General features: G+C 65.2%; 30 protein-coding genes. 12 read left to right on the plus strand and 18 right to left on the minus strand.

All coding sequences use genetic code 11. The annotated features are described in order from the left end of the window. Positions 1 to 1,206, plus strand: coding sequence for an aminotransferase class V-fold PLP-dependent enzyme (locus ASC68_RS09260; protein ID WP_055878084.1), 1,206 nt, complete (start codon positions 1 to 3; stop codon positions 1,204 to 1,206). 60 nt (positions 1,207 to 1,266) lie between these two features. Beyond that, the gene (locus ASC68_RS09265; RefSeq protein ID WP_055878086.1) at positions 1,267 to 2,034 is read left to right on the plus strand and encodes an FCD domain-containing protein; all 768 of its coding nucleotides are present in this window, start codon (positions 1,267 to 1,269) and stop codon (positions 2,032 to 2,034) included. Here ASC68_RS09265 and ASC68_RS09270 read toward each other — a convergent pair. Beyond that, positions 2,004 to 2,513 (minus strand): HPP family protein, encoded by a 510-nt coding sequence (locus ASC68_RS09270; protein WP_055878088.1) that lies wholly within the window; start codon positions 2,511 to 2,513, stop codon positions 2,004 to 2,006. The two genes, ASC68_RS09265 and ASC68_RS09270, sit on opposite strands and share 31 nt — an antisense overlap. Positions 2,514 to 2,658: 145 nt before the next feature. Beyond that, positions 2,659 to 3,120, minus strand: coding sequence for a YaiI/YqxD family protein (locus ASC68_RS09275; protein ID WP_055878090.1), 462 nt, complete (start codon positions 3,118 to 3,120; stop codon positions 2,659 to 2,661). 79 nt (positions 3,121 to 3,199) lie between these two features. On the opposite strand from ASC68_RS09275, the gene ASC68_RS09280 reads away from it, so the two are divergent. Continuing rightward, complete coding sequence (locus ASC68_RS09280) at positions 3,200 to 3,637, plus strand: hypothetical protein (RefSeq protein WP_055878091.1); 438 nt, start codon at positions 3,200 to 3,202, stop codon at positions 3,635 to 3,637. A 9-nt stretch (positions 3,638 to 3,646) separates the two neighbouring features. Here ASC68_RS09280 and ASC68_RS09285 read toward each other — a convergent pair whose 3' ends face one another. After that, on the minus strand, positions 3,647 to 4,021 hold the full coding sequence (locus ASC68_RS09285; protein WP_055878093.1) for a glyoxalase/bleomycin resistance/dioxygenase family protein: 375 nt from the start codon (positions 4,019 to 4,021) through the stop codon (positions 3,647 to 3,649). Positions 4,022 to 4,122: 101 nt separating this feature from the next. On the opposite strand from ASC68_RS09285, the gene ASC68_RS09290 reads away from it, so the two are divergent. Beyond that, positions 4,123 to 4,578: an L-2-amino-thiazoline-4-carboxylic acid hydrolase gene (locus ASC68_RS09290; protein WP_055878095.1), complete on the plus strand. Its 456-nt coding sequence runs from the start codon at positions 4,123 to 4,125 to the stop codon at positions 4,576 to 4,578. 153 nt (positions 4,579 to 4,731) lie between these two features. On the opposite strand, the gene ASC68_RS09295 is transcribed toward ASC68_RS09290, so the two are convergent. Both ASC68_RS09295 and ASC68_RS09300 read right to left on the minus strand, forming a co-directional pair. Continuing rightward, positions 4,732 to 5,736 carry a P1 family peptidase gene (locus ASC68_RS09295; protein ID WP_055878097.1) on the minus strand — a complete coding sequence of 335 codons (1,005 nt, stop codon included), beginning with the start codon at positions 5,734 to 5,736 and terminating at the stop codon, positions 4,732 to 4,734. A gap of 121 nt (positions 5,737 to 5,857) precedes the next feature. After that, positions 5,858 to 7,153: a tetratricopeptide repeat protein gene (locus ASC68_RS09300; RefSeq protein ID WP_197421148.1), complete on the minus strand. Its 1,296-nt coding sequence runs from the start codon at positions 7,151 to 7,153 to the stop codon at positions 5,858 to 5,860. Positions 7,154 to 7,373: 220 nt separating this feature from the next. Between ASC68_RS09300 and ASC68_RS09305 the strand changes: the two genes are divergently transcribed. Beyond that, the gene (locus tag ASC68_RS09305; protein WP_055878101.1) at positions 7,374 to 8,150 is read left to right on the plus strand and encodes an alpha/beta hydrolase; all 777 of its coding nucleotides are present in this window, start codon (positions 7,374 to 7,376) and stop codon (positions 8,148 to 8,150) included. 61 nt (positions 8,151 to 8,211) lie between these two features. On the opposite strand, the gene ASC68_RS09310 is transcribed toward ASC68_RS09305, so the two are convergent. From ASC68_RS09310 to ASC68_RS09345, 8 genes are all read right to left on the minus strand, one after another. Then, positions 8,212 to 8,952, minus strand: coding sequence for an SDR family oxidoreductase (locus tag ASC68_RS09310; protein WP_055878103.1), 741 nt, complete (start codon positions 8,950 to 8,952; stop codon positions 8,212 to 8,214). A gap of 4 nt (positions 8,953 to 8,956) precedes the next feature. Further along, entirely contained in the window at positions 8,957 to 10,411 is a 1,455-nt protein-coding gene (locus ASC68_RS09315) for an aldehyde dehydrogenase family protein (protein ID WP_055878106.1), read from the minus strand. A 28-nt stretch (positions 10,412 to 10,439) separates the two neighbouring features. After that, the gene (locus tag ASC68_RS09320) at positions 10,440 to 12,059 is read right to left on the minus strand and encodes a dipeptide ABC transporter ATP-binding protein (protein ID WP_055878107.1); all 1,620 of its coding nucleotides are present in this window, start codon (positions 12,057 to 12,059) and stop codon (positions 10,440 to 10,442) included. Further along, positions 12,059 to 12,925 (minus strand): ABC transporter permease, encoded by an 867-nt coding sequence (locus ASC68_RS09325; RefSeq protein ID WP_055878109.1) that lies wholly within the window; start codon positions 12,923 to 12,925, stop codon positions 12,059 to 12,061. The genes ASC68_RS09320 and ASC68_RS09325 overlap by 1 nt, the downstream gene beginning before the upstream one ends. Further along, complete coding sequence (locus tag ASC68_RS09330; protein WP_055878110.1) at positions 12,922 to 13,869, minus strand: ABC transporter permease; 948 nt, start codon at positions 13,867 to 13,869, stop codon at positions 12,922 to 12,924. The genes ASC68_RS09325 and ASC68_RS09330 overlap by 4 nt, the downstream gene beginning before the upstream one ends. A gap of 204 nt (positions 13,870 to 14,073) precedes the next feature. Further along, positions 14,074 to 15,564 carry an ABC transporter substrate-binding protein gene (locus ASC68_RS09335; RefSeq protein WP_055878112.1) on the minus strand — a complete coding sequence of 497 codons (1,491 nt, stop codon included), beginning with the start codon at positions 15,562 to 15,564 and terminating at the stop codon, positions 14,074 to 14,076. Positions 15,565 to 15,807: 243 nt separating this feature from the next. Beyond that, entirely contained in the window at positions 15,808 to 17,118 is a 1,311-nt protein-coding gene (locus ASC68_RS09340) for an acetylornithine deacetylase/succinyl-diaminopimelate desuccinylase family protein (RefSeq protein WP_055878114.1), read from the minus strand. A gap of 190 nt (positions 17,119 to 17,308) precedes the next feature. Further along, positions 17,309 to 17,692: a VOC family protein gene (locus tag ASC68_RS09345; RefSeq protein ID WP_055878116.1), complete on the minus strand. Its 384-nt coding sequence runs from the start codon at positions 17,690 to 17,692 to the stop codon at positions 17,309 to 17,311. 74 nt (positions 17,693 to 17,766) lie between these two features. Between ASC68_RS09345 and ASC68_RS09350 the strand changes: the two genes are divergently transcribed. Next, positions 17,767 to 18,402 (plus strand): 5'-methylthioadenosine/S-adenosylhomocysteine nucleosidase, encoded by a 636-nt coding sequence (locus ASC68_RS09350; RefSeq protein WP_055878118.1) that lies wholly within the window; start codon positions 17,767 to 17,769, stop codon positions 18,400 to 18,402. Here ASC68_RS09350 and ASC68_RS09355 read toward each other — a convergent pair whose 3' ends face one another. Further along, positions 18,403 to 18,717 carry a hypothetical protein gene (locus ASC68_RS09355; protein WP_055878120.1) on the minus strand — a complete coding sequence of 105 codons (315 nt, stop codon included), beginning with the start codon at positions 18,715 to 18,717 and terminating at the stop codon, positions 18,403 to 18,405. It lies immediately after the preceding gene. 255 nt (positions 18,718 to 18,972) lie between these two features. Between ASC68_RS09355 and ASC68_RS09360 the strand changes: the two genes are divergently transcribed. The 3 genes from ASC68_RS09360 to ASC68_RS09370 all read left to right on the plus strand — a co-directional run bounded on the left by ASC68_RS09360 (position 18,973) and on the right by ASC68_RS09370 (position 20,855). Then, complete coding sequence (locus ASC68_RS09360) at positions 18,973 to 19,776, plus strand: DUF2189 domain-containing protein (protein ID WP_055878122.1); 804 nt, start codon at positions 18,973 to 18,975, stop codon at positions 19,774 to 19,776. Positions 19,777 to 19,924: 148 nt separating this feature from the next. Continuing rightward, positions 19,925 to 20,260: a hypothetical protein gene (locus ASC68_RS09365; protein ID WP_055878123.1), complete on the plus strand. Its 336-nt coding sequence runs from the start codon at positions 19,925 to 19,927 to the stop codon at positions 20,258 to 20,260. Positions 20,261 to 20,357: 97 nt separating this feature from the next. Next, positions 20,358 to 20,855, plus strand: coding sequence for a cell wall hydrolase (locus tag ASC68_RS09370; RefSeq protein ID WP_248310516.1), 498 nt, complete (start codon positions 20,358 to 20,360; stop codon positions 20,853 to 20,855). A 217-nt stretch (positions 20,856 to 21,072) separates the two neighbouring features. Here ASC68_RS09370 and ASC68_RS09375 read toward each other — a convergent pair whose 3' ends face one another. Together ASC68_RS09375 and ASC68_RS09380 are read right to left on the minus strand one after the other, a co-directional pair. After that, entirely contained in the window at positions 21,073 to 21,756 is a 684-nt protein-coding gene (locus tag ASC68_RS09375) for an exopolysaccharide biosynthesis protein (RefSeq protein ID WP_055878125.1), read from the minus strand. A 53-nt stretch (positions 21,757 to 21,809) separates the two neighbouring features. Then, a complete protein-coding gene (locus tag ASC68_RS09380; RefSeq protein WP_055878127.1) occupies positions 21,810 to 22,463 on the minus strand; it encodes a DUF2076 domain-containing protein in 654 nt (217 codons plus the stop codon). 175 nt (positions 22,464 to 22,638) lie between these two features. Here ASC68_RS09380 and ASC68_RS09385 point away from each other — a divergent pair, with 175 nt between their 5' ends. After that, entirely contained in the window at positions 22,639 to 23,298 is a 660-nt protein-coding gene (locus tag ASC68_RS09385; protein ID WP_055878128.1) for a sulfite oxidase-like oxidoreductase, read from the plus strand. Between the two features lie 70 nt (positions 23,299 to 23,368). Here the strand turns inward: ASC68_RS09385 and ASC68_RS09390 are convergent, their stop codons facing one another. Both ASC68_RS09390 and ASC68_RS09395 read right to left on the minus strand, forming a co-directional pair. After that, a complete protein-coding gene (locus ASC68_RS09390) occupies positions 23,369 to 23,872 on the minus strand; it encodes a DUF1993 domain-containing protein (protein WP_055878130.1) in 504 nt (167 codons plus the stop codon). A gap of 31 nt (positions 23,873 to 23,903) precedes the next feature. Continuing rightward, positions 23,904 to 24,437: a hypothetical protein gene (locus ASC68_RS09395; RefSeq protein ID WP_156387297.1), complete on the minus strand. Its 534-nt coding sequence runs from the start codon at positions 24,435 to 24,437 to the stop codon at positions 23,904 to 23,906. Between the two features lie 124 nt (positions 24,438 to 24,561). Here ASC68_RS09395 and ASC68_RS09400 point away from each other — a divergent pair, with 124 nt between their 5' ends. Together ASC68_RS09400 and ASC68_RS09405 are read left to right on the plus strand one after the other, a co-directional pair. Beyond that, on the plus strand, positions 24,562 to 25,260 hold the full coding sequence (locus tag ASC68_RS09400; RefSeq protein WP_156387298.1) for a hypothetical protein: 699 nt from the start codon (positions 24,562 to 24,564) through the stop codon (positions 25,258 to 25,260). Between the two features lie 157 nt (positions 25,261 to 25,417). Next, positions 25,418 to 25,900: a hypothetical protein gene (locus ASC68_RS09405; protein WP_055878136.1), complete on the plus strand. Its 483-nt coding sequence runs from the start codon at positions 25,418 to 25,420 to the stop codon at positions 25,898 to 25,900. Positions 25,901 to 26,216: the final 316 nt, after the last annotated feature.

Consider the following 26,216-nt stretch of genomic DNA (forward strand, 5'->3'; position numbering starts at 1 on the left):
TTGTCCTCCAATCTCGCGCGACACTTCCTCCTCCGGGACGATGTCGTTTTCCTGAACCATGGCTCTTTCGGCGCCTGCCCGCGTCCGGTGTTCGAGACCTACCAGGCCTGGCAGCTCGAGCTGGAACGGCAGCCGGTGGCCTTCCTCGGCCGCGACCTCAGCGAACGCACCAAGGTGCCCCGCGTGGCGCTCTCGGCATTTCTCGGCACGACCTCGGAGAACATCGTCGGGCTGGTCAACGCCACCGAAGGGCTCAACATCGTCGCCCAGTCGCTCGACCTAAGGGAAGGCGACGAGATCCTGACGACCGATCACGAGTATTCGGCGCTGGAAAAGACCTGGGCCTATGTGGCGCGCCGTACCGGCGCCAAGATCGTCACGGTCAAGGTGCCGATGCCACTGGTGTCCGAGGCGGCGTTCACCAACACGCTGGTCGAGGCGATGAACGAGCGCACCAAGGTGCTGTTCCTCAGCCACATCACCTCGCCGACGGCGCTGCGCTTCCCGATCGAGCGGCCGATTGCCGAAGCCCGCAAGCGCGGCATCTGGACGGTGATCGACGGCGCCCACACCCCTGGTCATATCCCGCTGAACCTCGATGCGATGGGCGTCGATTTCTACTCGGGCAATTGCCACAAGTGGCTGATGACGCCCAAAGGCTCGGCGTTCCTCTATGTCCGGCCGGAACTGCAGGGCCTGATCAATCCGCTGGTGATCAGCCACGGCTGGACCGCCGACTCAAAACTCCCCGACGCCAAGGGCGCCTTCGGCAACTCGCCGTTCATCGACGAGCTGGAGATGCAAGGAACGCGCGACCCAGCGGCCTGGTTGAGCGTGCCGTCGGCGATCAAGTTCCGTGAGGACCATGACTGGACCCGCGTGGCGGCAGACTGCCGCGAGCTGGCGCAGGAAACGGCGCGGCGCCTGCAAGCGCTGACGGGTCTGGAACCGCTCAGCAGCCCGGAGTTCTGCGCGCCGCAGATGGTGGCGATGCCGGTCCCCGAGTTCGAACCGGCGGAGTTCTCCAAGGAGCTGATGGCGCGATACGCGATCGAGATCCCGGTATTCAAGTGGCAGGACCACCACATCGTCCGGGTTTCGGTGCAGGGCTACAACTCGAAGGCGCAGATGGACATCCTCATCGGCGCATTGACGGAGATGCTGGATTTGCAGGGCAAACCGGAGCTGGCACGTCAGCATGGCTGACAAAACCGCCGAATTGTGATGGTGGTGCCGGCACGGCCATTCGGGCCGGGAGGAACAGGCGTGGCGCAGGACGGAGTACTGAGCTACCTCGAACCGCTGGAGACGCGGACGCGCGGCGTTGCCGTGCTGGATGCGCTCGCCGAAATGATCGAGCGGGCCGGGCTGAGCGTCGGCGATCGGCTGCCGCCGGAAGTCTCGCTGGCGACCACCCTCGGGGTCGGCCGTTCCACCATCCGCGAGGCGCTGAACCGCTGGGAGGGCCTCGGCATCATCCGCCGTCGGCGTGGCGATGGCACCTACCTCGCGGCCAAGGTGCGCACCTCACGCGGGCTCGCGCCGACGATGATCCGCTTCGAGGGCGAGGCCCTGCTCCGCCTGGTCGAGGTCCGCCGGGCGCTCGAGAACGAGGTGGTGCGTAAGGCGACGGTCAACGCCACCAAGGCGCAGCGGGCGGAAATCTCGCGGCTCTGCGACGTGCTGCTGGCCGATGTCGCGGCGCGCCGCAACTGGCACAAGGCGGACGCCGCTTTCCACGGCGCCATCTACGAGGCGTCCGGGAACCCGATGTTCGGCGAGATCCTGCACAAGCTCGACGAGGCGTTGGAGCGATCCAACGAGTCGCCGTTCGGCCGTGACGATTTCGGCCTCGACTCGTTCCCGCCGCATCGCGACCTCGCCGATGCGATCGTCGCCGCCGACCCGGCCCAGGCCGTGGCAGCAATCAATGATGTGCTGGACAAGGTGCGCGACGAGATCGAGATGATCATCGACACCGGGTTGTTGGGGGTTGAGGCGGCTCAGCCCGGCCGGGTCGGACGGCGCGGGTAAGTCACCCGCGGCGGCAGCTGGTGGTGCACCACGGCCACCGCGACGAGGCAGGCGGCGCCCGCCACGACCACGAGGAACAGCGTATCCATCGGCATGTGGGTAGAGAACGCCACCAGCGGCACCGCACCCGCCGGCGGATGTGTGACGCGCAGCAGCAGCATCGCAGCGATCACCAGACCAACGGCGATGGTGGCCACCCACCAGGCTGACGGCAGCAGCGCGAAGATCGCCACGCTGATCACGGCTGCCACCAGATAGCCACCGAAAATGTTGGCGGGCTGCGCCAGCGGGCTCTCGGCCTGCCCGAACAGCAGCACGGCGGTCGCGCCGAACGGCGCCAACAGCATCGGCAGCCCGGTCCAGGCGGCCAGCCCGCCCACCAGGGTCATCGCCACCACAGCGCCGGTGCCGGATTTCAAGTGCGCCAAAGTCTGGCCGCGCGGCTCGTGCCGGTGGATGAAATCGAGAAGACGGCTCAAGTGGGAATACTCGGGCAGGAAAACGGTGCACGTTTGAAGCGCAGTTTGCTGCTCAATTCAAGGGCATACCGCCCAAACTTAAGGCTGATATGGGAACTTCTATCTCAGGCGCGGCCATGGCAGTCCGGCTGAAGCTGGTCCTGCCTCACTCACCCTGCCGCTTGGCGCGTTGCACCGCGGCATCGAACGCATGGAGGAAGTTGGAGCGATCCTTGGCGGTAAAGCCGGCATTGTAACCCTTGCTCTCGCCGGTCTCGCGCAGATGCTGGTTCAGCTCACGCATCGCCAGCGCCATGCCAATCGAGTGCTCGGTGAACGGCTTACCGGTCGGCCCGAGTACCATTGCGCCTTCTTTCAGCGCCCGGCTGGCCAGCGGAATGTCCGACGTGATCACCAGGTCGCCGGCGCCCGCATGCTCGACGATCCAATCGTCCGCGGCATCGGCGCCCTGTGGCACCATTACGTTGCGCACCATGGGGTCGCGCGATGGCCGCAGCCCGAAATTGGCGACGAAAGTGGTCACCATGCCGTGCCGCTCGGCGACGCGCAGCACCTCGTCCTTCACCGGACAGGCATCGGCATCCACAAAGATCTGCGCTACAGCCAAACTTGACGACTCCGCTGCAATCGCGCCGCAATGACGGCGCACCCATGCCATGACAATAGCAACGACACCGGATTCGCCGATGCGCCTTTTGCCGCTCTCTCTCCTCCTCGTCCTGCCCCTGTTGGCCGCCTGCAACAACGACAGCACGCCCAAGGCGCCGTCGGCTGAAGCGCCTGCCGCTGCCGCCACGCCCGCCAAGGCGCCGGCCACGGGCAAGACGCCCGCCGCACCGGCCACCGCGGCGAAACTTCCGCCTGGCGCTCGCCCGCTGATCGGCAGCTGGGCGGCGCTCGATTGCACCGACAAGACCGGCCTCACGGTGGTGTCGGCAGGCAAGTTCTCGGCCGGCGGCAAGAGCTGCGACATCGCGCTCAACGACAACAAGGACGGCACCTTCAGCGCCACCTGCAACAAGCAGGACCTGAAGCTGACGCCGATCTTCGGTCCATCAGGCGAAGGCATCCGGATCGCCGTGGGCGACGCCAAGTCGAGCACGGTGTTCCGCTGCTCGAAATAGCCTGACGCTCTACATGCCCTGAACGAAGCCGAGAATGTTGCCCTCGCTGTCCTTGGCCCAGGCGTTTTTCACCGGGCCAAAGCTGGCGACGCCGTTCTCGGTCTTCAAATCCGGCAAGTCGTAGTCGAGGAACGTGACCCCCTTGCCGCGCATGTCCCGCATGTCGGCGTCCAGATCGACCGTGTCGAACGACAGCATGGTGTGCTCGGCCGTGCCGGCAAAATCCGACTTGTAGAGGAAGGCCTGGACGCCGTTGAGCTCATAGTTGGCGCCGTTCTCATCCTGCCTGGCAGGCGCGATCCCCAGCTTGTCCCGATACCAGGCCACTGCCCGCTCGACGTTGTGGGCGGGGATCATGGCGGTTGCTCTGCTTTGCGCGTTCATCGCGTCCTCCATCGTTGTCGAAGTGGCAAACGCATCAGACCGGCCGGGGTTTCCTGCTGCGGACGATCCTGCCATCATCGCGTGACGCCGGAGAGCTGCCGATGACCCCATTCGAACGCATCACCACCGAGGTCCGGGCCCAGATTCCGCTGGTCCGCGCCATGGAGGCCGCGCTCGGCAAGGAACGGGCGCATGCGTTGGTGCGGGTCGCGCTCGATAAGGCCAACCGCGCCGTCGTCGCGCAGCGCGGCTCCTTGCTCGATATCCCCACCCTCGCCACAGAGTTTGCCGGCTTCGGCGAAGGGGTACGTTATGAGTTCGAGACGCTGGAACAGACGGACGTGCTGCTGCGCAACCAGGTCAACCACTGCGACTACGCCGAGTTCATGGAACAGATCGGCGCCCGCGATCTCGGTGAACTGTTGATCTGCAACGGCGATTTCGCCATGGCCGACGAGCTGGGGCTAAGGCTCGAGCGGACCAAGACCTGCATGAACGGCGATGGCATGTGCAACTTCTGCTACCACGTGAAGGGGGCGGAGGGGCCTCGTCCCTGACGCCTGTGCTGGTGGCCCCACCCCACCCTTGGTCCCTCCCCATGATGGGGAGGGAGAGACGACTGATGGTTCAATGCACTCGATGGGCCTCGCTCCCCTTGTGGGGAGGGAATGAGGGTGGGGGTGCCCCACGCTCGTTCGCTTGCAGACAACCTAGCTGCCCCACTTCTCCCGCCAGGTCGACACCGGATCGTTTGGCGCCGGGGTTGCGAGGTAGATCGCCCGGGCCATGGCGCGGCTCAGGCACACTGCCGCTGCGTGCCCAAGTTGCAGAGCGTTCAGCACTGGCGTGGTGATCGGGCGCGCCCCAGTCGACACAGAAAAGATCAGGTCGCCATCCACCTGGGTGTGGGCCGGACTGGCGCCGCGGGCGATGCCGTCCTGGGCCGCCACGGCGAGGCGCTTCAGTTGCGCCTTGCTGAGGTCGGCATCGGTCGCGACGATGGCGATGGTGGTGTTGGCGATCGGTGTCACCCAGTCGCGCTTCGAGCGTGCGGTTTGTTCGAATGGCAGCGGCCCGGGCAGCGGGCCGAGGCCGCCGAACTCGCCATCCACCTCGAACGGCGCGGCCCAGAAATGCTTGCTGTCGCCCATGGTGACGCTGCCCGTGGGGTTCGCCACCACCAGCGCCCCGACGGTGAAACCGCCGGGGATCACCAGCGAGGCTGAGCCGAGCCCACCCTTGAGGTTTGCGGTCAGCGCGCCGACGCCTGCGCCCGCCGTGCCGAGCGCGAAATCCTCTTGGGCACTGGCCAGCGCCCTGGCGCCAAGCGCCCGATAGGGGTTCTCGTCCCAGTCCTTGTCGCCATTGTTGAGCAGGTCGAAGATGATGGCGCCAGGAACGATCGGCACCGTCGCTTTCTCCACCCGGAAACCGCGACCGAGCTTCCGCAGCCCATCGGTGACGCCGGATGCGGCGTCGAGCCCGAAGGCCGAGCCGCCCGAAAGCACAAGCGCGTCGATGTCCTCGACCAGCTTGTCCGGGGCCAGCAGTTCCGTCTCGCGCGAGCCGGGCGAGCCACCCATCACATCGACCGAGGCGCGGAACGGTTTGTCCGCCACCAGCACGGTAGTGCCGGTCTTGATCTTATGGTCTTCGGAATTGCCGACCCGCAGGCCGGCGACGTCAGTGATCAGGTTGCGCGGTCCGGGTTGCATCCGGGCTCCTTCAGGGATTCTGGGTTGACTCACCTTACCCAACCCGATCGGCCGGGTCATTCCCGTGCTCGTTGGAGTTTCCGCTTCCCCTCGCTCGGTATGCGCTGGGCGCACGGGTCGGTCAGGCGGCCGTGCCCAGCCGCTCGTTGACCAGCGCCAGCGCCTGGTTGAGCGGCACACCATCCGGGTCCCAGGTACGGCGCATTTCGAGCATCTGCTGGGCGATGGCCCAATTGCCGAGCTTCAAATGCGCATCGAGCAGCAATTGCCCGAACAGGTCGCGTTGGGCGTGGCTGCCACCGATTTCGGTCATCCGCGGATTGGCGACCGAAAGCCATTGCGCCGCTGCTGCGTAGTGGCCCCGGGCGTGCGCCAGAACGCCGCGCGCTGCCGGCAGCGCCACTTCCTGCCAGACCACCCGGTCGAAGGCGGACGAGGTCGCGGCCTTCTCCTCGACGGCGCGCATCAGCTCGTCGGCTTCGACGCGCTCGGCTCGCGCCAGTCCGTAGAGATATTGCAGCGTCAGGAAGGGCTGGATGGTGTCGCGCCCCCTGCCCTGCATATGGTCCGCCACATCCTCCCAGCGGTTGCCGACATCCATGCCGGCCACCTCCATGCGGGCCAGCAGCGACACCGCGCCCACCTGGTCCTGCGAATAGCCCGGCTCGATGCCCCAGACATGGTTGTCATAGGCGTCGAACACCGCGGCGTGGTCGCCCTGGCTGATGTGGAACAGCGCCTTGTGCCACCAATTGTGGGTGTACATGAACGAATTGAGGTCGACCCAGGTCCGCTGCGCTTCGGCGAGGAACTGCACACCCTCGGCGACGCGCCCGGTGCCCAGCATCACATGCGCCAGCGCATGCTGCGCCCAGGGCTCCTTGGTCTTCAGTTTCAGCGCCAGCCGCGCCTCGCGCTCAGCAGTTTCGAGGTCGTGCAGCTGCTCATAGCCGAAGGCCAGCATGCCGTGGATATGCGGGTTATCGGCACTCGCAGCCTCCGCCGCTTTGGCGATGCGCAGCATGTTAGCCGCGTCGCCACGGTTGAAGCTGAAATACTGGTGCAGCTTTACCGACGTAAGGTCGCGCGGATGGCGCGCGACGATCTCGTCGCCGATCGCCTGCACGGCGGGAATGTCGTCGGCGATCCAGCGCTCGAGCTGGGCCAGCAGCATGCGCTCGCGCTCGTTGGCGCCGGCGGCGGCGGCCTCGGCCCGTGCGAGGTACTTGCCCGCCATGGCCTTGGCGCCCTCGGCCTCGAGGAACATCCAGGTGAAGCCGGCATAGGTGTTGGCAAGCACCGCGTCCGGCTCGCCATCGGCGGCGGCAATGATGTTGCCGGCCTTCTTCTCGTAGCCGAGGAAGCCGGTAACGAAATCGTCGATCCCCTGCAGCGTCGCTGCGGAGGCGCGGCTCACTTCATTTCCGAGGGCGTCCTGTGCCATGCTCGCACTGGGCAGGATTGCGTTTCTTTGAACCGCACTCCTGCTCCAGGTCCTTGTTTTGTCGCGAGATCGAACCGGAAAGGTCTGCAACCTTTCCTGATCACGCTCCAGCCATTTGTCCAACCGGTCAAATATAGACCTCGCGTCGGACCTGTCCACGCCACGGCCGAGCAAAAACAATCGAGATTGCCGCATGCCTGAGTTCCAGAACGGCGCTGCCACGGTGCACTACGAAATCCTCGGCGAGGGCAAGCCGCTGTTGCTGATTGCGGGCACGGCAAGCGATGGCGCCAGCTGGGGCCCGCTGTTGCCGTTGCTGCCCGGCCGGCAGCTGATTCTGATCGATAATCGCGGCTCCGGACGGACGCGGGTCGAAGGCCCGATCGAACTCGCCGAGATGGTCGCCGATTGCGGAGCGCTGCTCGATCATCTCGGGCTCGAGCGGGTCGAGGTGATCGGACATTCGCTCGGCGGCTTCCTCGGCCTGGCGCTTGCAGCCACCCATCCCACCCGGGTCAGCCGACTGGTAACGATGGGCGCCGGCACCATCAGCCCGAAGGCACGAGTGCTGTTCCGCGACCTGTCGCGGTTCTACTTCACGGTCCCGGCGCCCGATTGGTTCCGGTTGCTCTTCCAATGGTTGTTCTCGACCCCGTTCTTTGCCGACGAGGCGAACGTCGCCGCGGCCGCGGCGGCTTCCACTGCCTACCCGCACCGCCAATCGCCCGGCGATTTCGCCCGGCAGGTCGCGGCGATCGATCGCGGCATGATCGTCGATCTCTCGACGGTCGCCTGTGAAGTGCTGGCGCTCTCGGGCGATCTCGATCTGCTGGCGCCGTTTGGTGCCGTCGAGGAACTGCACGGCAAGGTGCCGCGCTTCACCCACGCGCCGATCGCCAACGCCGCCCACTCGCTGCATTGGGAAGCTCCGGCGGCGGTGGCGCGGGAGATCAACGGCTTTCTCCGCTGACGTGACAGGACCGTGCGCTTGGCGCACCAGCCTAGAGAGACACCACAGCAGAGGGGCGCGCCTAAATAACCCGGCCGCCGTCAACCTCCAGCGCCACGCCTGTGATCATCGAGGCTTCGTCCGAGCAGAGGAAGCAGGCGGCGTTGCCCATGTCCTCGGGGGTCGAGAAGCGGCCCAGCGGAATGGTCGAGAGGAACTTGGCCCGAATCTCGGGGGTGTCCTCGCCCATGAAGGTCTTGAGCAATGGCGTTTCGCCGGCCACCGGATTAATGGCGTTGACCCTGATACCCAGCGGGGCCAGTTCGACCGCCATGGATTTGGTCGCCGTCACCATCCAGCCCTTGGACGCATTATACCAGCTGAGCCTGGGGCGTGGGCTCACGGCGGCGGTCGAGGCGACGTTGAGGATCGCGCCGGTCTTCCGCGCCTTGAAATGCGGCACGAGGTGCCGCGCGGTCAGGTAGACCGACTTCATGTTGACGTTGAACACCCGGTCGAAATCGGCCTCGGAAATCTCGTCCAACGCCGCCGGCAGGTGCGAGACGCCGGCATTGTTGACGAGGATATCAACCTTGCCGAAGGCCATCAGCGCCGCTGCGGCCAGCTGATTGACGCTCGCATCCTTGCTGACGTCGACATGGCCGGCCTTCTGGCCGAGCTCCCGCGCCAGCGCCTCGGCGCCATCGAGGTTGATATCGGCGATCAGCACTTTTGCGCCCTCGGCTGCGAACTTCCGCACGATGCCGGCGCCAAACCCCGATGCGCCGCCGGTAACGATGGCGACCTTGCCTTCCAGTCTCATGAAATCACCCGTGCCATGCGGCCACTGTCTTCAACACCGAGAAGCCGTAGAGCGCCTCGAAACCCTTTTCGCGGCCATGGCCGGACTTGCCGATGCCGCCAAAGGGCAGCTCGACGCCGCCGCCCGCGCCGTAATTGTTCAGGAACACCTGGCCGGTTTTGATCGCCTTGGCCATCCGCATCTGCCGGCCACCGTCGCGGGTCCAGACGCCGGCCACTAGGCCGAAATCCGTGCCGTTGGCGATCGCCACCGCTTCAGCCTCATCCTCGAACGGGATCACCACCTGGACCGGGCCAAAGATCTCGTCCTGCGCCAGCCGGTTATCCGGGGAGACGCGGGAGAGCAGTGTCGGCGCCTGGTAGTGTCCACCCTGCGGCGCGTCGCCGACGACAGTACCCTCTGCCGCGATCTCGGCGCCACCGAGGTCGCGGAGGAACCCGCCGACGATCTCCTTCTGCCGCTCCGACACCAGCGGGCCGAGATCGAGATCGGCGATCGCCGGACCGACCTGCAGCGCCCGGTAGCGCCCAGCCATCCGTTCCAGCACTTCGTCATGGATCGACCGGTGCACCAGGATACGCGAGCTGGCCGAACAGGTCTGGCCGGCGTTCTGAATGCCGGCGTTGATCAGGAAGGGCAGCGCGCGATTGAGGTCGGCGTCTTCGAACACCAGTTGCGGTGACTTGCCGCCGAGCTCCAGCGTCACCGGCACGACATTGTTGGCCGCGGCGTGCTGGATGAGCTTGCCGACGCCGACCGAGCCGGTGAACGAGATGTGGTTGACATCAGGATGGACCGTCAGCGCAGCGCCGGCTTCCTCGCCCAGCCCCGGCACGATGTTCAGCGCGCCGGCTGGCAGCCCGGCTTCCTCGGCGATCTTGGCAAAAGCGATGGCGGTGAGGCAAGCCTCCTCCGCCGGTTTCAGCACCGCGGCATTGCCCATCGCCAGCGCCCCGGTCACCGAGCGGCCGATGATCTGCATGGGGTAGTTCCAGGGGATGATGTGCGCTGTCACCCCATGCGGCTCGCGCAGCGTGTAGACAGTGTAGCCATCGAGATAGGGGATGGTCTCGCCGTGGATCTTGTCACAGGCGCCGCCGTAGAACTCGAGATAGCGCGCCAGCGCCAGCGCATCGGCCCTGGCCTGCTTCAGGGGCTTGCCGACATCCAGCGCCTCGATGCGCGCCAGGTCGTCGACCCGCTCCAGCACCTTCTGCCCGATGCGGCTGAGGATCCGGCCGCGCTCTGCCGCCGGTGTCCGCCCCCACTCGCCGGCCAGCGCCGCTTGCGCTGCCGCGACAGCGGCATCGACGTCGGCCGCCTTGCCGCGGGCGATCTGGCCGATGGTCTCGCCGGTCGAGGGGTTCTCCATCGGCAGATAGTCGCCACCCTGCGGCGCGATCCAGCGGCCGCCGATGAAGCACTTGGTGGGATCGAAGAACAGGTTCAGCTCGGTCATATCAAACTCGTATCTGCCGCGGCCGTGGCTATGCGCCCGCGGCCTCGCGCTTGGCAAGCGCGGCCTCGAGGTTAGGTGTCGCCGCCAGTAGCTCCTGCGTATACGGGTGCTTTGGCGACCGGAACACTTCCTCAGTCGCGCCCTCCTCGACGATCTTGCCGGCCCGCATCACCAGCACCCGGTCGGTGATGGAGCGGACCACGGCAAGGTCGTGCGAGATGAACAGGTAGCTGAGCTGCAGCCGGTCAGAGAGCTCGGCCAGGAGGTCCAGCACCTGCGCCCGCACCGAGACGTCGAGCGCCGACACCGCCTCATCGAGAATGATCAGGCTCGGCTCGATGATCAGCGCCCGGGCAATGGCGATGCGCTGCCGCTGGCCGCCGGAGAATTCGTGCACGTATTTCTCGCCATCGGTGGCCGAGAGCCCAACCTCGTCCAGCGCCCGGGCGATGCGCTTGCTACGCTCCGCGCCTGATGGAGCGGCCGAGCCCAGCAGATGAAACGGCTCGCTGACCAACCGGTCGACCCTGTGACGCGGGTTGAAGCTGCCATAGGGATCCTGGAACACCACCTGCAGGTGCCGGCGCGTGGCGAAACTGGCGCCTTTCTTCGGATCGATCGGCTCGCCTGATATGGCGATGCGACCGCCCTGGGTTGGCTCCAGCGCCATGATGGCGCGGGCCAGCGTGGACTTGCCGCAGCCGCTTTCGCCCACCAGCCCGACATTCTCGCCCTTCTCGATCCTGAGGCTCACACCGTCGACGGCGCGCAACACCTTGCGCTTTTCGAACAGCCCGCGCCGCGGCAGCGGGTATTCGCGCACGACGTTGTCCACGGCCAGCACCGGGCTGCCGCCAACCACGGCCGGCGGGATGCGTGGCGGGACGTGCGAGGAGGCCTCGAACAGCGCCTTCGAGTAGGGATGCTGCAGGGCGCGGAACAGCTGGACGGTCGGCCCTGCCTCCACCACCTCGCCCTGCCGCATGATCGACACCTTATCGGCGAGCCCGGCGATCACCCCGAGATCGTGGGTGATGAACAGCAGCCCCATGCCGTCTTCATCGACCAGCTTCTGCAGCAGCTTCAGGATCGCCGCCTGCGTCGTCACATCGAGCGCGGTGGTCGGCTCATCGGCGATCAGCAGTTTTGGCCGCATGGCGATGGCCATGGCGATCACCACACGCTGCCGCTGGCCGCCGCTCAGCTCGTGCGGATAGCGATCGAGTGGGAAGCGCGAGGTGGGCAGTTCGACCCGTTCGAGGGTCTGCCGCGCGACCTCCAGCGCCTCGCGTCGCCCGAGCCCGCCATGCACCATGGCGGTTTCGGCCACCTGGTCGCCAATGGTCTTGACCGGGTTCAGCGCCGTCATCGGCTCCTGGAACACCATGCCGACGGTGCCGCCGCGGATCTTCCGCATCTCGGCATCCGGCAGCCCCAGGACTTCGCGGCCATCGAGCTTCACCGAACCCGATGTCGTCGCGCCGAACGGCAGCAGCTGCATGACACTCAGCGCCGTCATCGACTTGCCGGAGCCGCTCTCGCCGATGACCCCGAGAATTTCGCCGGCATCCACCGACAGGTCGATATCGCGCAGGATCGGGAACTTGCCGATCGACAGCTGCAGGTCCTTGACGTCGAGCAGCGCCATCAGCGGTTCCGCCTCAGGCGCGGATCGAAGATATCGCGCAGGCCGTCACCGAGGAGGTTCACACCCAGCACCATCAGCACGATGGTGAGGCCGGGCACCAGCGCGACGTGCGGCGCGAGACTGATCATGGTCTGGCTGTCGGCCAGCATCTTGCCCCAGCTTGGAGTTGGCGGCTGTACGCCGAGCCCGACATAGGCGAGCGCCGCTTCCGCGAGGATGCCGAGGGCGAACTGGATGGTCGCCTGTACCACCAGGGTGTTGAGGATGTTGGGCAGGATATGCTCGAACGAGATGCGCGCGGCGCCCTTCCCCGAAACCCGTGCCGCCATGATGAATTCGCGCTGCCACAGGCTCAGTGCCCCTGCCCGCGCCAGGCGAGCGAAGACCGGCATATTGTAGAGCCCGACCGCGATAATGGCGTTGATCGCGCCCGGCCCGAACACCGCAGTGATCAGGATGGCGATCAGCAGCGCCGGAAAGGCGAACACCAGGTCGTTGGCACGCATCAGCACGTCATCGAGCAGCGTGCCACGCTGCGCCGCGGCCCAAAGGCCGATCGGCACGCCGATCACCATGGCGACGGTCACAGCGATGAAGGCCACGGCGATCGAGGTGCGGGCGCCGACCATGATCATCGAGAGGATATCGCGGCCGAAATGGTCGGTGCCGAGCCAATGCTCCGCCGAAGGCGGCTTCAGCTTGTTGGGGATGTTCTGCAGCAGATAGTCGTAGGGCGTCCAGACGAACGAGAGCAGCGCCGCTATGACGAAGACCAGGGTGATCGCCGCACCGATGAGGAAGTTCGGCGAGCGGAGCGCCGCCTTCAGCAGGCTGTCGCGGGTGGCGGGCGCGGCAATGGCGCTCATCGCGTCGCCCTCCTGAGCCTGGGGTCAACCAGCGCGTAGGTGATGTCGACGAGGAAGGTGACGAGGATCACCGCGAACACCAGGAGCATTACCACCGATTTCACCACGATCAGGTCGCGCGAGGTGATGCCCTGGAACACCAGCCGGCCGAGCCCGGGCAGGAAGAAGACGTTCTCGATGATGATGGCCCCGGCGAGGAGGAACGAGAACTGCAAGCCGATGATGGTCAGCACCGGGATCAGGGCGTTACGCAGCGCATGCCGCCACAGCGTCTGCCCCTGGCTCAGGCCCTTGGCCCGGGCCGAACGGATGTAGTCCTCGCCCAGCGTATCGAGCAGCGACGAGCGCATGACGCGGGCGAGGATCGAGGCCTGCGGCAGTGCCAGCGCCACGGCCGGCAGGGTCAGTGCCTTCAGCGCCAGCAGCGGGTCCTGCCAGCCGGGAAAGCCGCCAGCGGAGAACCATCTGAGGGTGATCGAGAACAGCAGCACCAGCAGCATGGCGAACCAGAAGTTCGGCACTGCGAGGCCGACCTGCGTCGCTCCCATGATGCCGACATCAGTGGCCGAGTTGCGCCTGACCGCCGCGAGGATGCCGACCGGAAAGGCGATCAGCGTCGACAGCGCCAGCGCATAGATGGCCAGTGGGAGCGAAATCCAGATGCGGTCGGCGATCAGCCCGGAGACCGGCACCTTGTAGGTGTAGCTGATGCCGAAATCGCCATGCAGCAGCCCCAGCACCCAGGTGAAATAGCGCTCGAGCAGCGGCCCATCGAGGCCGAGCGCGGTGCGGAGCGCCGCCGTCGCCTCGGGCGTGGCGTTGAGCCCGAGCATGAACTGCGCCGGATCACCCGGCACCACCTCGAGCACGAGGAAGATGACGATCGAAGCAGCGACCAGACTGAGGATGAGCGAGACCAGGCGGCCGAGGATGAAGGAGGGCATTAGCTGGCGCCCTCGCTCGTGCAGTCGGAAACGATTGGCGTTTCCCCACAGATGTCATCCCAGCGAAAGCTGGGACCCATTTCTCCCCCCGAGCAGGCGGTGAGTTGGGTCCCGGCTTCCGCTGGGATGACATCGCTGCTGTGGGAGGGGCTGGTGATCAAACGCATCAGAGTGGGAGGCGGGCATTGCCCGCCTCCCAAACACTCACTCTTCCCACGACACGCCGGTGAGATCGGTCGCCTGCGTTGGGGCGTTCTCCCACATGCCCTTGAGCTTGGCGTTCTCGACCCCAACCTTGGCCAGTTCGAACAGGAAGCCGACGGCGTAGTTGTCGGCGAGGTTCTTTTCGGCGGCCTTGGTCAGCTCCGAACGCTTGGCGGGATCTGATGTCACGGCGAGGTCGGCGATGAGCTTGTTGAAGTCGGTATTGTTGTACTGGAAGTAGTAGCCGTCGCGCGCAAAAATCCCGATATCGTTGGGCTCGGTGTGCGAGATGATGGTCAGGTCGTAGTTCTTGTCAGTGAACACTTCGCTGAGCCACTGCGCCCATTCGAGGTTGGTCACTTCGGTCTTGATGCCGACCGCCGCCAGCTGGCTGGCGATGATCTCACCACCGCGACGGGCATAGCCCTCCACCGGCGGCAGCTTCAGCGACAGCGTCAGATCGGTGACGCCGGCCTCGGCCAGCAGCGCCTTCGACTTTTCCGGGTCGTAGTTCGACTGGGCGGTCAGGTCGATATAGTCGGGGTTGGCCGGCGACAGGAAGGTGCCGATCGGGGTGCCGTAGCCGAACATGGCGCCATCGATGATCGCCTGGCGGTCGATGGCATGGGCGATGGCTTCGCGCACCTTGACGTTGTCCAGCGGCGCCTTGCCGTTGTTCATGGTCAGGATGGTCTCGCCTTCGGTCGAGCCGATCACCACGCGGAAGCGCGGATCGCTCTGGAACTGTGCGACGGTTTCGGGAGCCGGGAAGTTCGGGAAGGTGTCGACGTCGCCGGCCTGCAGCGCCGCAAAGGCAGCGGTCGGGTCGGCGATGAACTTGAAGGTTGCGCCTTCGAGCTTCACCGGGGTGCCCCAATAGGCCTGGTTCTTCTCGAGCGTGATGCTGTCGCCCTCGACACGGTCTTTGAAGCTGAACGGGCCGGTGCCGATCGGGTTGGTCTTGTTGGCGTCGGCGCTTTCCGGCGCCACGATCACCGCATCGCCCCAGGCGAGGTTGTAGATCAGGTTGCCGTCGGGCTGCTTCAGCGTGACCTTGACGGTCGCCGGATCGACCACTTCCACCGAGGCGATCGAGGCGTAGAGCGCCTTCTGGGCGTTCAGCGAGCCCTCGGCATTGATGCGGTCGAGTGAGAACTTCACGTCATCGGCGTTGAAATCGGTGCCGTCGTGGAACTTGGCGCCCTCGACCAGATGGAAGGTGTAAGTCAGGCCATCCTCGGAAATGTCCCAGGATTTCGCCAGCGCCGGCACGACACTGCCATCGGCGATGATGCGGGTCAGGCCCTCGAAGACGTTGGCATAGAGCACTTCGTCGACGGCGGCCGCGGCCTCGGCAGTCGGGTCAAGGCTGGGCGGCTCGAGCACGAGGCCGACCTTCACGTCGGTCCGCGCCTGGGCGAATGCCGGCGTCATCGCGGTGGTCATTGCCAATGCGCCGGCGAGAGCCAGCACGACCAGTGATCTGCGCATGATTATCCCTTCTGTTTCCGACCGCTTACCCCCGCGGTCTTGAGGCGATCCTAGGATGCTTCCGGCTTCAGGTGAACCGGCTGCACGGCGCGATTTGCGCGTCACGCATAGCATAGCCACCACCGTACATCCTTTCACCGGGTCATTCCCGCGAAAGCGGGAATCTCCGTTCTGGGGCGCGCCGAGAGCGCGGCAAACAGAGGTTCCCGCTTTCGCGGGAATGGCTCCGTGGGCACAGCACGATCACGACTTGGGTCCCAACAAATCGAGCAGCGCCAGCGCCATGACCTTGGCCGAATCCAGCATGTCGTCGACGCCGACCCACTCGTCCGGTTGGTGCGCCAGATCGAGAATGCCAGGGCCATAGGCGATGCAGTTTTTCAGCCGGCCGATCCGGTCGATATGTTTCTGGTCGTAAGTGCCTGGCGAAACGACGTATTCCGGCGCGACCCCCATCACCTCGCCTATCGCCTTGGCGACCGAGCGCACCACCGGGGCGTCCTTCTCGGTCATGGTCGGCGAAATGGTCCAGAGGTCGCGGATCTCGTAGCTGAAACCCTGCCGCTCGGCCTTGAGCTTTTCGAGCAGGTCGATCACCTCCTGCCGCACCGCCGCCGGGCTCTCCTCGATCAGGTAGCGACGATCGATGACGATGCGGGCCGAATGCGCCACCACCGGCGCCGGAAAGCCGGTGAAACCGCCCTCGGGCTCAGCCTGTCCGCCGTGGATCGAGTTGATGTTCATGGTCGATTGCCGCGCCCCGGGCGGCACCACCGGCATGGCGGTGCGCTTGAGGCTCAGCGCCGGGTAGAGCACATCCTCGAACTGCCGCAGCACCTCGGCCATATGGCGGATGGCGCTGTCGCCGAGGAACGGCATGGAGCCATGGGCGATCCGGCCGAAGGTTTCGATCTCGGCCCACCAGACACCACGGTGGCCCAGGCAGATCCGATCCTTGTTCAGCGGCTCGGGAATGATGACGTGCTGCACGCGCTCCGGGGAGAAATAGCCCTGCTCGGCAAGATAGGCGACGCCGCCGAAGCCGCCGGTCTCTTCGTCGGCGGTGCCGGAAATCTCGATGGCGCCGCGATAGTCGGGCACAACGTCGGCAAACGCCTCGGCGGCGATGATCGAGGCGGCGAGACCGCCCTTCATGTCGCAGGTGCCGCGACCATAGATTCGGCCATCTTTCAGTTCGCCACCGAAGGGCTCGAAGGTCCAGCCGCGGCCGACCTCCACCACGTCATGGTGCGAGTTGAAGTGCACCGTGTCGCCCGGCCCGGCGCCCTCACGACGCGCCACCACATTCCAGCGCGGGTACTTGTCGCTGTCGCCGGGCTTACCATCGGCACGAACCAATTCAACGGCATAGCCGCGTTTGCTCAAGCGACTTGCGAGGTAGTCGCAGATCTCGCGGTAGTTGTTGCCCGGCGGATTGATCGTGGGGATGCGGATCAGGTCCTGCGTCAAGGCGATCAGGTCGTCGCGCCGGGAGTCAATTTCGGCAGTGAGGCGCGGCTTCACGTCAGCCGGCGTCGAAGGTGCAATCGTCATGGCGCGGCAGACTGTTGTCCGCCGCGCGTCCTGTCAATGCGGAGCCCACGCCGAACTTCACCCGTTCATCGAACGGCTGAAGCTCCAGTTCTCCGGTTGGTCGCGCTTTCGATCCCCGGATCAAGTCCGAAGAGGAAAAGTCTGCAATCCCCGCCTTTGCGGGGACAGGTTTTTCCTGAAAACGCTCCGGTCAGTTCGGCTCGTCGCCGATGGCGAGGATGTTGCCCTCGGAATCCTTGAACCAGGCGCCGTGGTACGGGCCCATTTTGGCCATGCCGTTCTCAGTCTTCAGCCCGGGAAAGTCATATTCCTCGAACTTCACGCCGCGCGCCCTCAGCATCTGCATGTCGGCTGCGACATCCTTGGAACTGAACGCCATGGCGGTATTCTGCGCGGTGCCGGCGAACTGGGTCTCGTAGAGCTGGAAGCCGGTGCCGTCAGCGAGGCGGTAGACGATGCCGATCGGCAGCTCCTCGGCCGGCTCGAGGCCGAGCTTGTCGCGATACCAGGCCTTGGCCCGGGCGAGGTTGGAGGCCGGGATGGTCGAGTAGGCACGATGATCGGACAGAAGCATGTTCTCCTCCGTTGCATGAGCCGCTTTTCCAGCTTACGCCTCCGGCTCCAGCCTGAAAATCCGGACGAGTCCTCATGCCCTTTGCTTCCCGCACGCCCGGCGCGGCCGACATCCTGTATGTCATGGCGCTCGACAACGAGTACGGCCCGCACCTGCGCTCGCGGATCACGCCGCTGATAACGGGTGTGGGTCCAGTGGAAGCGGCGATTGTGGTCACGCACGCGCTCGCCAAGCTCGACGCCCAAGGCAAACTTCCGGCGCTGGTAGTGTCACTGGGTTCAGGAGGGTCGGCGAAGCTGGAGCAGACCGGGGTCTACCAGGCGACTTCGGTCGATTATCGCGACATGGACGCCTCGCCGCTCGGGTTCGAGCGGGGCGTGACGCCGCTCAGCGACCAACCGGCGGTCATTCCGCTCGGGCCTTTCGTCCCTGGCATCGCCAAGGCGACGCTGTCGACCGGCGCCAATGTGGTGTCGGGCCCGGCGTACCAAGGGATCGGTGCTGACATGGTGGATATGGAGACCTACGCTGTGCTGCGGGCCTGCCAGCGCTTCAAGGTACCGCTCATCGCACTGCGCGGTATCTCCGATGGCGACGAGGAGTTGGGCCATCTAGATGACTGGACGCGCTACCTGCACGTGGTCGACGAGAAGCTGGCGCATGCGGTCGACCTGCTGGAAGCAGCGATCGCCAGCGGAGCGCTCAAGTAGCTAGCGCTGCTTGTTCTTCCGGCTGCGCTGGCAGTTGGTCCACTTGCGCTGCACCCAGAAGCTCAGTCGGTTGAGCGGGCCCTGCAGGAACGGCAGGTCGAGCGCCAGGAGGAACAGGCCAAGCGGCAGCATCCAGACGCCAAGCAGCGGCAGGAAGCTGAACACGCCGCCCAGAATCAGCAGGATGCCGAGCGGGATGCGGACGATCCGCGAGGATGGCTTGCGGATCCACGCGAGAAAGCCGGTTGAAGCGGGTACAGCGCGGCCGATCCTGTCGAACTGCCGGTGCAGCCTCGCACCTTCCTTGCCTGTCATCGTGGTCCCCTTTTTCCCTGTGGTGGCAATGCATTTGGGCATCGGGGCCCGCGCATCAAACCGGCGACGGTCGCTTTTTGTCCGGTTCGGGACCTTGAAATCGAGGTTTCGTCCACCGCAGCACACGAAAGGCTTACTTCGACAGGATCGAAAAACCGGGCTAGGATGCTGTTCGAGACGCAGTGGCGGTTACCGCCGGGCGTAGCACACGCCAAGCGGCGACCGTCCTGGCTCCCCATTTCGAGGAGGATGGAGATGGTCGGCTTTCACGTGCTCACCAATGCGGAACGGCTCGATGTTCCCGAGATCCGCCGCATCGGCTTCGACGACCTCACGGGCGCCCTGGCCGAAGGCTGGCGCGATTTCTGGCAACGACCCTCGCACCTGGCCTTCCTGGGCCTGATCTATCCGCTGGTCGGCGCGATGCTGGCGGTCTGGACCTCCGGCAACAATTCCTGGCCATTGCTGTTCCCGTTGATTTCCGGCTTTGCGCTGGTCGGCCCGTTCCTGGCGCTGCCGATCTACGAGATGAGCCGGCGACAGGAGCAGGGTCTCGATACGCATTGGCGCGCCGCGTTCGAAGTGTTCCGGACCCCGGCCTTCGCCTCGATCGCCGCGCTCGGGGTGATGATGCTGATCGTCTTCACCGTTTGGCTGATGACGGCGCAGTTCATCTACGAGACGTTCTTCGGCCCGGGGTCACCGCCGACGCTGATGGCTTTCGTCAACGAGGTGCTCACCACATCGGCGGGCCAGCAGCTGATGATCTGGGGCAACCTGATCGGCTTCGTGTTCGCGGCCTTCGTGCTCGCGACCATGGTGGTTTCGATCCCGCTGCTGCTCGATCGCGACCTCGGCACTGCCATCGCCGTGCAGACCTCGCTGCGGGTGACGCTGAAGAACCCGCTGCAGATCGCGGCCTGGGGCTTCATCGTTGCGGCGCTCCTGGTCATCGGCACGATTCCGCTGCTGGTCGGGCTCAGTATCGTGGTGCCGGTGCTCGGCCACGCCACGTGGCACCTCTACCGGCGTGCAGTGGTTCCGGCCGGCGCACGTTAACTATTCGTTAACGGATTACGCTCAAGTTTATCGAGCTTAAGTAGAGGGCAGGACGACGCTACCGACTGGTAGCCCTGCCCTCGCCCAGTTTCCGGAACCCCGAAAGCCGCTGTCGCGTTAGCACCTCACACATTGAGGAGCTTCAGCCATGGCCCATTCCCGCGGTTTCGACCTGTCCCACTTCACCGACGATGCCCAGGAACGCTTCGGCCGCCAATTCTCCAGCCTGGCGCGGGATGCGAGCCACCTGTCCGATGCGCTCAGTCGCTACAGCGCCGGCGCCCGGCACGATGTCGGCCACTTCGCTCACGACCTCGCGGATGGCGCGATGCATCAGGGTGCCGTCGCGGCACGGGTGCTCGGCAAGCAGGCGTGGAGGGCCGGCAAGGCGGTGCGCCGCGATCCGGCGCCGACCATGGCGGCGCTGGTCGGGCTCGCCTGCCTCGTCAGCCTAGTGATGGCATCGGGCAGCCGCCGGCGCTGATATCCTCAACGCACTCTTAACTCCACTACGTGCATTCTAGGGAGCACGGGCAGCGTCAGCCCGGCTCCTTAGTTGTGTTTGCGTTCTGGAGTCATCGTTGGCAGGATCACTCAAGCTGCTGTTCGCGGCGCCGATGCTGTTGAGCCTCGTCGCCGGCTGCGCCACTTTCTCACTTGGCGGTCTTTCCTCGCGCGATTGCCTGGCGCGCGCCATGTACTTCGAATCCAACCGCTCGAGCGAAGACGGCATGCTGGCCGTCGGCACGGTGGTGATGAACCGCGTCGCCGACAAGCGCTATCCGCAGTCGGTCTGCGGCGTCGTAGGGCAGAAAAACCAGTTCGCCCCCGGCGTGCTGAACAAGAAGATGACCGAGAAGCGCTCTGCCGCGCTCGCCTACAGCGTTGCCGACCGGGTGCTGCGCGGCGCTCGCCATCCGACGCTGTCGCGCGACGTGAAGCACTTCCACACCGCCGGCTACCGCTTCTCGTACAACAACATGTTCTACGTGCTGGAAGCGGGCGGGAACAATTTCTACGAGAAGCGCAAAGCCGGAACCTTCACCAACGATCCGTTCTCGGCGCTGGCCTATTGGTGAGCGCCCTTGAGCATTTCACCCTTGGGTTGCGCTCGGTGATGGACCTGCCCACGGCGTCATCCCCGCGAAGGCGGGGACCCAGTGGGATCTCTCGGCCTCAGCGGGTGCCGCAGCATCCCACCAGGTTCCCGCCTGCGCGGGAATGACGTCGGTGACAGGCTGAGACAGTGTGCCTCGCCGGATGGCGCCCACTGCTGCATCTCGAAGGTGAAACGCTCTAGACCGCCGGCACCGGTGGCGGCGCGCCCAGCCCGAAGAAGCTGAGCACCACGCCGACCGTCCAGCTGATCAGCACCCAGTAGATGCCGCCCACTACTATCGTCGAGACGATCCCCACCAGGGCGCCAAGCACGATCCAGATGCCGTCGCGCTCGAGCAGGCCAAGAGCTATGATGCAGATGGCGATCGACGGGGCCATGTTGGCGCCCGGGATCGGCAGCAGCACCAGCAGCGCCATGACGAAGGCCACGAACCCGGCGAAGTAAACCGCCGGGCGCTTCGCCAGAAACTCGAAGCGCGGCTTCATGATGCCTTCGGCGCGGGCCAGCCAGGGCGAGGCCGCTTTCATCACACGGTGGAAATCGACGCGGCTCAGCGACCGATCGGTTATGATACGCGGCAACCAGACGTTCATCCCCAGCATCAGTTGGGCGGTGAGAAACACCAGCGGTGCGCCAACGACCGCCGAGACGCCGGGCGGCATCGGCAGAGCAGTGATGATGGCGAAGATGAACATCAGGGCGCCGAGCGCGCGACGCTTCAGCGCTTCGAGGAGATCGCCGATGGAGATCCGGTCCCGGTCCTCCGCCGTCGCAATTGCCATCAGGATGGCCGAGAGGCGATCCGCTCCCTCGGCCTTGTCTACCTTCGATAGGTCGATCTCAACATGCGGTTCTGTCATCGGCCGCGATCATGCCCAACGATTCCCCAATGCGGCAACCCCATGGGGCTGCGTCAGAAATCCCCACCCATGTCGAAGCCGCCGCCGTCGCCGCCACCGAAATCGCCCCAATCCCCGCCGGACTGATCGCCGCTGTCCTGGGCTGCGCCCTGATCCTGGTCGTTGACATTGTCGTTACCGGCGTCGGTGGCGGGCTGGTCGTTGGCCGAACTCTCGGCAGCATGCGCGCCGCCGGCGCCGAACAGCGAACCGATGGCGCTGCCGAGCAGCACACCGCCGGCGACGCCAAGCGCGGTCTGCGCTGCACCGGCGAGGAACCCACCGCCCTGCCCCACCTGGCCGCGCTGATAGCGGGTGTCGGCCGGATCGTCCTGGCGATCCCAGGGGCTGCGGCGCTGCACCTGCTGGTTGTCGTCGTAGCGGTTCTGGCGGCCACGACCATCGTCGAACAGGCCACCGAACATGCCGCCGCGGCCTTTTTCCTCGACCTCACGTTCAAGCTCCTGAATACGCCGCTCAGCGACCTCCAGGGCGTGCTGCTGCACCAGAATGGTCTGCGCCATGTAGTAGGGCGCACCCGGCTGCCGGACGATCTCGCGATCGATCAGGTCCTGTGCCTCGGGGTCGCGCTGAGGGTTCTTGCGCTCGACATCGGCAAGCCGATCGAACAGGCCTTCGATGGCGCGGCGGTCTTCGGGGTTCAGCATCTTCACTCTCCAATGTTGAACAATCCCGGAAAACATGGGGACCATTGCCGGGCCTCACAATGGGTAAGGCGGCCATAATTGGACATGAGGGCGGTGCGGGGCTGCTAAGCGCAGGAATGTCCATTGACTTGCCGCACCGGTCGGCCAAGCTTTTAGCGAGAACAGAGAGGCCAGCATGTCCAGCGACGACGATCTCCCCGAAGACAGCAAACTCACCAAGACTAAGTCGCGTTGGGCCGAACTCGGCAAATTTCTCACCGGGCAGCTGTCGCGGCCCGAAGACGCCCGCCTGCCGCCGGGGCAGCATCTGGTGAAGAACTGGCCCATCCTCGACCTCGGGCAGACCCCCAACGTCGCCAAGGAGGTCTGGCGCCTCGATATCGCCGGTCAGGTCGAGCGCCCGCAAACCTGGTCATTCGACGACCTGATGGCGCAGCCGCAGGCCGACAAGCTCAGCGATATCCACTGCGTCACCAGTTGGTCGCGCTACGACAACCACTGGAAGGGCGTCACCACGCACCAGCTGATGGATGCGGTCGGCGTGAAGCCGGAAGCGCGCTTCGTGCTGTTCACCTCGAACGACGGCTACACCACCAACATGGCGATCGAGGATTTCGCCTCCGAGGACGCGCTGATCGCCCACACCTGGGAGAGCGAGCCACTCAGCCGCGACCACGGCGGCCCGGTGCGGCTGGTGGTGCCGCACCTCTATTTCTGGAAGAGCCCGAAATGGCTCAAGCGCATCGAGTTCGCCGAGCGTGACCACCGCGGCTTCTGGGAGGTGCGCGGCTATCACAACCACGCCGACCCGTGGAGGGAAGAGCGCTACTCCTGAGATCGGCAGTCGGCAGTCGAGAATAGTTGCACGGAACGAAACCGCTATTGCCGACTGCCTATTCCGTACCTCAGCCGCCGGTGAAATCGCGCTTGCCGATCGGCACGCCGTTATGGCGCAGGATCGCGTAGGCGGAGGTGATGTGGAAGAAGATCTGCGGCACCGCATTGAGCGTCACATGCTCGATCGCCGGAACCTGAGTGTCCTCGCCGCGCACCTTCAGCGTCAGCGTCTTGCCCTCACTGCCGGCGAGATCGGCCTCAGAGAAGCTCGCAACGAACTCGAGTGCCTTCTTCACACGAGCGCGCAGATCCACCAGCGTCGTCTCATTGTCTTCCCAGCTCGGCGGGGTGCGGCCGGTCAGCCGCGCCAGCGTGAACTTGATGCGGTCGGTGGTCGACTGCACCTGGAATGACAGCGGGTGCATGTCGGGCGCCAGCCGCGCCGACACCAGCACCTCCGGCTTGATCTTGCGCTCGGCGGCGTTGACCTCGGCCTTCACCAGGATGGCGTCGAGGTTGTTCAGGTAGCGCGTGAACACCGGAACGGTGATCGCGTACATGGAAAGCGACATAAGTAGTCCTCAGGGGTTGGTAGGCGGATGATCACCAGCTGTGGTCGACGCTACGCTCGCGGGGCGTGGGCTGGACGATGGAAGGCCAGTAATAGTCCTCGGGCAGGACCACCTGGAAGTCATAGGTAACCAGTTTATCGCCATCCACGGCGATAGCAATCGAGTGGGCGCCAACGGGATCGCCCGGCGCAACGCACCAGCTGTGGCTGAACCAGCCCTCCCCATCGAGTTCGGGCATAAAGGTGCGCGTCGCCACTTTGGCGTCGGCAGAAATATCGATGCCGTCATCGGGATCGGTGGCGAGGGTGCCCCAGTCCTCGAGCGGCATCGGCAGGCTCAGGGTTTCGGTGGCGGTTTTGGGCGCAGCGCCCTCAGCCAGCCGCACATGCCAGTTGTAGCAGGCGTTTCCCGGCAGCAGCGGCACGACCGTATCGTTCAGGACCTCGTCTTCGCCGGCATAGCGGAAGGTGACCTGAAACACCGAATCGATCATCTCGGCCGCCAAGGATGGGCCCGTGGCGAGCAGCGCAAGCAGCATTGCAGAGGTTGAAACCGGCAGACGCATAATCCCTCCTCGCGTGCCGGGCGAAACATAGCGACAAGCCGCTGAGGCCGGAAGCGATTTTGTGACGCCCACTCGCCTCGCCGCGCGACCGCTGACATAGTCCGGCGCACAAATGGAGGCCGACATGCGCCGTCTGATGACCATACTCGCCGCCCTGACCGCGACGTCCACGGCCTTCGCCCAGGCCGACGCAGGAACCGGGAGCTATGACGACTTCGTGCCGACCACCGAACTCAGTACGGGCACCGAAAACCCGCCCGACACTGCGCTGGTCCGCCGGCTGTTCACCCTCGCCTTTACCGAGCCCTGCAATGCGGCAATCGACGGCGGTTATGGAGGTACCGAACCGCGGGTGTTCGACCTTGAGTACGAGGGCAGCTACGACGAACCCGGAGCGCCAGCGCACAAATTTCGTCTCTATCAGTTCAATTGCAATGGCGGCGCCTACAATTTCAGCTCGGTGTTCTATGGCTGGGACGAGATCGACGGGCTGCAGCCGTTGAGCCTCGCATCGCCCAGCACTAAGCCGAGCTACGACGAAGCCGCCGGCGATGGCGACGGCAAGCTGATCAAGCTCGAGCTCACCGGAATGACCGCCAGCTTTCTCGTCACCAATGCCGACGTCGATGCCAAATCGGGAACCATTGCCGCCACGGCTTACTGGCGCGGCATCGGTGATGCCTCGAGTATCGGCGTGTGGTCGCTGGCCGACGGCGAGTACCGATTGGTCAGCTATGACGTCGATGCTTCCTATGACGGTGAGGTGAACCCGATCCGGGTATTCGACCGTTCCGAGCCCGAGGACATTGCCTTGCCGAACTAGCCAGCATAGGCAGGCGAGGACTACGCGCAGATATGCGAACCCTTCGGTAAGCATTGAAGCAATGTGAGCGCGTCGGTCATATTGTCCTCCGTTTCAAGGTGTTAGCCTCGCAACCGCGGACGCTGCCGACCTCCGGCAGCGCATTGGAGAAAGCCTCATGAGCGTCGTTCGGTATCTTGCCGGCATGGTCGCCGGCCTCATCATCATACTTGCCAGCTTCACCCCGACTTACGCGCAGGACATGGAAACACGGGTGATCGTGCCCGACGTGCCCGGCGGCGCCCTGTTTACCGGCTGCTATCAGGTGCAGCAGCGCCTCTACGGTCCCTATCGCATGACGTTCTGCCTCGAGCAGCGCGGCACTTACACGGTGCGTGGCGGCGGCGTGCGGTGCGACGGTCGCCTGACCTGGAACGCCCGTGGCCGTGACATCAACATTCAGCTCAGGCGCACCTCGTGCGGCAATGGCGTCGCCTGGAGCGCTGATCGCATGACCTGCCGCGGCGGCAACCTGCTGCCGGCCTTCCTCGCTCGGATCATCGTTCCCGACCTGCCGGTGCTGCAGACGCTGCGCTGCACCTATACGCCGTCGGTTTCGAGCGAGCGTCCGATGCAGATCACGGCCCGTCGCATCGACTGACATCGCCGGCGTGTCGGCTGACATCGCCCGCGTGTCTTCTGACATCGCGCCGTCATCGCCACAAAATAAGAGGGCCACGAACCATCTCTGGTTCGTGGCCCTGAGAAGCGCCGGCCGCACTGTTGAGGGCTTGGGGGCAGCGGCGGGCAACTTCTCCTGCGTTCACCGGTGCATGGGTCGTTTGCAGTAGTCCGATGAACTCCACTCTAAGATGGGTGTGCTTTGCGGCATGAAAAGTGCCTTCACCGGAAGGTGAAGAACATGAACAGCTCGTAAGGTGCGCCGATTGCCGAAGCGCCCCGAAACTCCTAAGGAT

It is taken from the genome of Devosia sp. Root105 (assembly GCF_001424865.1).
Taxonomy (GTDB): Bacteria; Pseudomonadota; Alphaproteobacteria; order Rhizobiales; family Devosiaceae; genus Devosia_A.

What these genes read in the sequence shown, in the direction of transcription:
- ASC68_RS09395 (WP_156387297.1), bottom strand. Translation starts at nt 24,437, where the DNA reads ATGCGTCTGCCGGTTTCAACCTCTGCAATGCTGCTTGCGCTGCTCGCC.
- ASC68_RS09365 (WP_055878123.1), top strand. Translation starts at nt 19,925, where the DNA reads ATGGCCCATTCCCGCGGTTTCGACCTGTCCCACTTCACCGACGATGCC.
- ASC68_RS09385 (WP_055878128.1), top strand. Translation starts at nt 22,639, where the DNA reads ATGTCCAGCGACGACGATCTCCCCGAAGACAGCAAACTCACCAAGACT.
- ASC68_RS09335 (WP_055878112.1), bottom strand. Translation starts at nt 15,564, where the DNA reads ATGCGCAGATCACTGGTCGTGCTGGCTCTCGCCGGCGCATTGGCAATG.
- ASC68_RS09405 (WP_055878136.1), top strand. Translation starts at nt 25,418, where the DNA reads ATGAGCGTCGTTCGGTATCTTGCCGGCATGGTCGCCGGCCTCATCATC.
- ASC68_RS09380 (WP_055878127.1), bottom strand. Translation starts at nt 22,463, where the DNA reads ATGCTGAACCCCGAAGACCGCCGCGCCATCGAAGGCCTGTTCGATCGG.
- ASC68_RS09290 (WP_055878095.1), top strand. Translation starts at nt 4,123, where the DNA reads ATGACCCCATTCGAACGCATCACCACCGAGGTCCGGGCCCAGATTCCG.
- ASC68_RS09390 (WP_055878130.1), bottom strand. Translation starts at nt 23,872, where the DNA reads ATGTCGCTTTCCATGTACGCGATCACCGTTCCGGTGTTCACGCGCTAC.
- ASC68_RS09280 (WP_055878091.1), top strand. Translation starts at nt 3,200, where the DNA reads ATGCGCCTTTTGCCGCTCTCTCTCCTCCTCGTCCTGCCCCTGTTGGCC.
- ASC68_RS09295 (WP_055878097.1), bottom strand. Translation starts at nt 5,736, where the DNA reads ATGCAACCCGGACCGCGCAACCTGATCACTGACGTCGCCGGCCTGCGG.
- ASC68_RS09360 (WP_055878122.1), top strand. Translation starts at nt 18,973, where the DNA reads ATGGTCGGCTTTCACGTGCTCACCAATGCGGAACGGCTCGATGTTCCC.
- ASC68_RS09375 (WP_055878125.1), bottom strand. Translation starts at nt 21,756, where the DNA reads ATGACAGAACCGCATGTTGAGATCGACCTATCGAAGGTAGACAAGGCC.
- ASC68_RS09330 (WP_055878110.1), bottom strand. Translation starts at nt 13,869, where the DNA reads ATGCCCTCCTTCATCCTCGGCCGCCTGGTCTCGCTCATCCTCAGTCTG.
- ASC68_RS09315 (WP_055878106.1), bottom strand. Translation starts at nt 10,411, where the DNA reads ATGACCGAGCTGAACCTGTTCTTCGATCCCACCAAGTGCTTCATCGGC.
- ASC68_RS09305 (WP_055878101.1), top strand. Translation starts at nt 7,374, where the DNA reads ATGCCTGAGTTCCAGAACGGCGCTGCCACGGTGCACTACGAAATCCTC.
- ASC68_RS09325 (WP_055878109.1), bottom strand. Translation starts at nt 12,925, where the DNA reads ATGAGCGCCATTGCCGCGCCCGCCACCCGCGACAGCCTGCTGAAGGCG.
- ASC68_RS09340 (WP_055878114.1), bottom strand. Translation starts at nt 17,118, where the DNA reads ATGACGATTGCACCTTCGACGCCGGCTGACGTGAAGCCGCGCCTCACT.
- ASC68_RS09350 (WP_055878118.1), top strand. Translation starts at nt 17,767, where the DNA reads ATGCCCTTTGCTTCCCGCACGCCCGGCGCGGCCGACATCCTGTATGTC.
- ASC68_RS09320 (WP_055878107.1), bottom strand. Translation starts at nt 12,059, where the DNA reads ATGGCGCTGCTCGACGTCAAGGACCTGCAGCTGTCGATCGGCAAGTTC.
- ASC68_RS09345 (WP_055878116.1), bottom strand. Translation starts at nt 17,692, where the DNA reads ATGCTTCTGTCCGATCATCGTGCCTACTCGACCATCCCGGCCTCCAAC.
- ASC68_RS09285 (WP_055878093.1), bottom strand. Translation starts at nt 4,021, where the DNA reads ATGAACGCGCAAAGCAGAGCAACCGCCATGATCCCCGCCCACAACGTC.
- ASC68_RS09355 (WP_055878120.1), bottom strand. Translation starts at nt 18,717, where the DNA reads ATGACAGGCAAGGAAGGTGCGAGGCTGCACCGGCAGTTCGACAGGATC.
- ASC68_RS09310 (WP_055878103.1), bottom strand. Translation starts at nt 8,952, where the DNA reads ATGAGACTGGAAGGCAAGGTCGCCATCGTTACCGGCGGCGCATCGGGG.
- ASC68_RS09400 (WP_156387298.1), top strand. Translation starts at nt 24,562, where the DNA reads ATGCGCCGTCTGATGACCATACTCGCCGCCCTGACCGCGACGTCCACG.